This is a genomic window from Arachnia propionica (genome assembly GCF_003932785.1).
GTDB classification, from domain to species: Bacteria; Actinomycetota; Actinomycetes; order Propionibacteriales; family Propionibacteriaceae; genus Arachnia; species Arachnia propionica_B.
Genome location: NZ_RQYT01000152.1, coordinates 1 through 448 on the forward strand (window position 1 = coordinate 1; position 448 = coordinate 448).

The window sequence follows — 448 nt, forward strand, 5'->3', positions numbered from 1 at the left end:
ACGATGCAGACCTGGGTGTACTGCCGTTTCCTCAGCTGCTGGACCAGGAGCGCACCTTTCTCCTTCCCCTTCAGGGTTCCCTCGATCTTGATGTCGAACCGCCTTGCTGTGAGCCTCCTGCGAACTTCATCAGCCGTTGCCGTGGACAGGGAATGCACCAAGGTGGCCAGCTCACCACGAAGGAGGGGTTTCCCGTCCCCGAGGACCCCGGGGGCGTGCTCAGCGATCAGCCCGTCCCAGTGGTCCCGGGCCTGCACCAACAACTCAGGATCGATCTCCAGCCCCGCCACGGGGTTGCCGAGCAGGATCTGCTTCACGTCATCGGCGTCCACGGTGATGACACCGTCCTCCACCACGCCGAGCCGTTTCGACTCCTCCGGCCCCAGAGCGTTGCGCACCGCATCGACCCCATGACTCTTCCCCGCTCCGGGTGGCCCGGCCATGATGA

At 64.7% G+C, this 448-nt stretch carries 1 protein-coding gene; it reads right to left on the reverse strand.

Annotation, left to right across the window (positions count from 1 at the left end; translation table 11 throughout):
- On the reverse strand, positions 1–448 hold a 448-nt coding region (locus tag EII35_RS16165; RefSeq protein WP_221739814.1), incomplete at both ends, for a zeta toxin family protein.